This is a genomic window from Streptomyces alkaliphilus, assembly GCF_014141535.1.
Taxonomy (GTDB): Bacteria; Actinomycetota; Actinomycetes; order Streptomycetales; family Streptomycetaceae; genus Streptomyces; species Streptomyces alkaliphilus.
Genome location: NZ_VKHT01000570.1, coordinates 1 through 3,396 on the forward strand (window position 1 = coordinate 1; position 3,396 = coordinate 3,396).

A 3,396-nucleotide genomic window follows, 5' to 3' on the forward strand; every position below is an offset into this window, starting at 1 on the left:
CCTCGCCCCCTCCGCCGCCGGCGCCGCCCCGAAGCCGGGCCCGAAGCCCGCCCCGGAGGTGCCCGGCGGCGGTGACCTCGACCTGAACCTCATCGGCCGGTACGAGAGCGGCGTGTACGGCGAGTCCGCAGCCGAGATCACCGCATGGGACCCGGACACCGCTCGCCTGTTCGTGGTCAGCGCGGTCGCCGGCGCGGTGGACGTCCTGGACCTCTCCGACCCCACCGATCCGCGCAAGGTCGGCGAGCTGGAGGCCCCCGGCGCCAACAGCGTCGCCGTCCACGACGGGCTGGTGGCCGTCGCCCGCGAGGCGTCCCCGAAGACCGCCCCCGGCACGGTCGCCTTCTTCCGCGCCTCCGACCTGCGGCCCATCCGCGAGGTCCGCGTCGGCGCCCTCCCCGACGCCCTCACCTTCACCCCCGACGGAAAGCGAGTGGTCGTCGCCAACGAGGGTGAGCCCGACTCCTACTGCGCCGACGGCACCGACCCCGAGGGCACGATCAGCGTCATCACCCTGCCGCCCGGCACCCGCACCACCACCCTGAACGGGGTGCGTGTCGCCACCGCCGACTTCCGTGCCTGGAACGGCCGCGAGGACGAACTGCGCGCCGCCGGCGTGCGGATCCTCGGCCCCGGCGCCTCCGCCGCCCGCGACCTGGAGCCCGAGTACGTCGCGGTCTCCGAGGACTCGAGGACCGCGTGGGTCACCCTCCAGGAGAACAACGCCATCGCCGTCGTCCACCTGCCGAGCGCCCGGGTCACCGACATCGTGCCGCTGGGCCTCAAGGACCACTCCCTGCCGGGCAACGGCCTGGACGCCTCCGACCGCGACAACGCGATCAACATCACCGAGTGGCCGGTCATGGGCATGTACCAGCCGGACTCCATCGCCGCCTTCACCGCCCCGGCCGCCGGCGGCGAGGCGGGTAAGGGGAAGCCGGGCAAGGGCGGGAAGCGGGGCGGGAGCGAGGAGTTCCTGGTCATCGCCAACGAGGGCGACGCCCGCGACTGGGGCTGCTACAACGAGGAGGTCCGGGTCAACGCCCTGACCCTGTCGCCCGAGGTCTTCCCGAACGCCGCCGAACTGCGGAACAACGCCAACCTCGGCCGGCTGACCGTCTCGGTGGAGTCCCCGCGCGACGAGCGGGGACGCGTCACCGAACTGCACGTCTTCGGCGGCCGGTCGGTCTCCGTGCTGGACTCCGAGGGCCGGATGGTCTGGGACTCCGGCGACCACCTGGAGCGGCTGACCGCCGAACTGTTCCCCGACGACTTCAACGCCAACAACAGCGGGAACGACTCCTTCGACACCCGCAGCGACAACAAGGGCCCCGAGCCCGAGGGCGTGGTCGTCGGCACCGTGGACGGCACCCCGTACGCCTTCGTCGGCCTGGAGCGGATCGGCGGTGTGGTGGTCTACGACCTCACCGACCCGCGCGCCCCGCGCCCGGCCGGGTACGTCAACAGCCGGGACTTCTCCGGCGACGCCGAGGCCGGCACCGCCGGTGACCTGGGACCGGAGGGGCTGACCTTCATCCCGGCGGAGGAGAGCCCGAACGGCCGACCGCTGCTGGTCGTCGCCCACGAGGTCAGCGGCACCACGACGGTGTACGAGATCTCCTGACACCCCCGACCCCGCGCCCCGGGCCCGGCGGATCCCCCCGCCGGGCCCGGGGCGCGCCCGCGTGCGGCCGAGTCCGTCGGTCGCCTCTCGACGACACAGACCTACAGGAAAACTTTAGTTTCGTGTCCCTCGACTGCACGAAACTAAAAGAAAACTGGAGGAAGTGGCTGCTAGGGTGGCTCCGTGCTCGGAGATGAGACGATCCGTGATCGCCTGTGGCGGATCGCGAGTCGTCAGCGCGGTTACTTCACCGCCGCTCAGGCGCTGGCGGCCGGCTACTCCTACCAGGCTCAGCACTTTCACGCACAACGAGGCAACTGGCACCGCGTTGCTCGGGGGATCTACCGCTTCCGGGAGTACCGGGACCTTCCCGGCTCCAACACGGACCATCTGGTGCGCTGGGCACTGTGGAGCGGGGACAGAGCAGTGGTCTCGCACACCACCGCGCTGACGGTCCACGACCTGGGTATCGCCAACCCCACGGAGATCCACCTCACGGTGCCGCCGGGCTTCCGGAAGAAGGACCCCGCGGTCGTCCTGCACCGGACGGACCTGCCCCATTCCGACATCGAACAGCACGAGGGCTTTCGGGTCACCACCCCGGCACGGGCCATCGCCGAATGTGCCGCATCGCTGGTGGATCAGGACGTGCTCGATTCGGCCGTGTCCGAGGCATTGGAACGTGGTCTCCTCTCACGCCGCCGTCTGCTCCGTGCCGCACAGGATCTCGGCAACCGAGCCGAACTGGGTGTGGAGCGTGCTTTGAACTCGGAGGCGACATGAAACGGTACGCAGACGCCGCAGCGCTTCGACAAGGGCTCGAAGCCAGGTTGAAGCAGCAATCCGAGTCGGATGGCACTGATTTGGGACGACTGCGCCGGCGGGTGGTTTTCGACCGGCTCGCTGCCCGCTTGTCGGTGGACGGCGAGGCCGAGTGGATTCTCAAGGGCGGAGCCGCCCTGGAGTTCCGGCTGCGTGACCGCGCCCGGGCCACCAAGGACCTCGACCTCGCGGTACGTGCCGGGGAGGTGGACGGTGGCGTGATTCGCGAGGCACTGCTCGACGCCCTGTCGGAGGATCCCGACAAGGACTGGTTCACCTTCCGGGTCGGCGCTCCGACCGTGCTCGCCGCCGATGCCGCGGGACGGCCGGCATGGAGGTTCTCGGTTGAGGCGGGCCTCGCGGGCAAGCCGTTCGCGGGTATCCGACTGGATGTTGCCGCGCGTGGTGAGGAGGTGGCGGCCACGGAGCCTCTGCCCCTCCTCGGCGTTCTGGACTTCGCGGGTGTTCCCGCGCGGGTCATCGATGCGGTGGACCGCCGGCAGCACTTCGCGGAAAAGCTCCACGCGCTCACCCGCGATTACGGGAATCGACCCAATACGCGTGTCAAGGATCTGACCGATCTCGTGCTGCTCATCGAGAACGGTCTCGAGCCCGATCATCGGCTGTATGCGGTGGTCCGGCATGTCTTCACGGTCCGGGCGACCCATTCCCTGCCCGACACACTTCCCCCGCCACCGCCGGAATGGCGGCACACCTACCCTCGGCTGGCCACCGGCCTGACGGAGACGCCGCCGGTTCTGGACGCGGCGGTGAACCTGGTGGAGGTCTTCTGGGCCGAAACCACGGGTGGGGCCACCAGGGCGAAGCCGTGATGCCGGTCATCCACTTCTCCACCCGGCCGGCAGGGCCGGGTGGAGCGCTCCTGCCTTCCCTGATCGGCCGTCACGTTGGGCCGTGTCCGGCTCAGCGGGGGGCGGGGTGGGTGAGGA

The 3,396-nt window shown here is 70.4% G+C and carries 3 protein-coding genes; all 3 read left to right on the forward strand.

The window, feature by feature from the left end; all coding sequences use genetic code 11:
- Positions 1-1,624: choice-of-anchor I family protein (locus FNQ90_RS16820; protein ID WP_182607134.1), on the forward strand; the 1,624-nt coding region annotated here is incomplete at its 5' end.
- Positions 1,625-1,807: 183 nt separating this feature from the next.
- On the forward strand, positions 1,808-2,407 hold the full coding sequence (locus FNQ90_RS16825; protein ID WP_182607135.1) for a type IV toxin-antitoxin system AbiEi family antitoxin domain-containing protein: 600 nt from the start codon (positions 1,808-1,810) through the stop codon (positions 2,405-2,407).
- The gene (locus FNQ90_RS16830) at positions 2,404-3,279 is read left to right on the forward strand and encodes a nucleotidyl transferase AbiEii/AbiGii toxin family protein (RefSeq protein WP_228471319.1); all 876 of its coding nucleotides are present in this window, start codon (positions 2,404-2,406) and stop codon (positions 3,277-3,279) included. Before FNQ90_RS16825 ends, FNQ90_RS16830 begins: the two co-directional genes overlap by 4 nt.
- Positions 3,280-3,396: the final 117 nt, after the last annotated feature.

Coding starts and splice junctions, on each gene's coding strand:
- FNQ90_RS16830 (WP_228471319.1), top strand. CDS start 2,404: ATGAAACGGTACGCAGACGCCGCAGCGCTTCGACAAGGGCTCGAAGCC.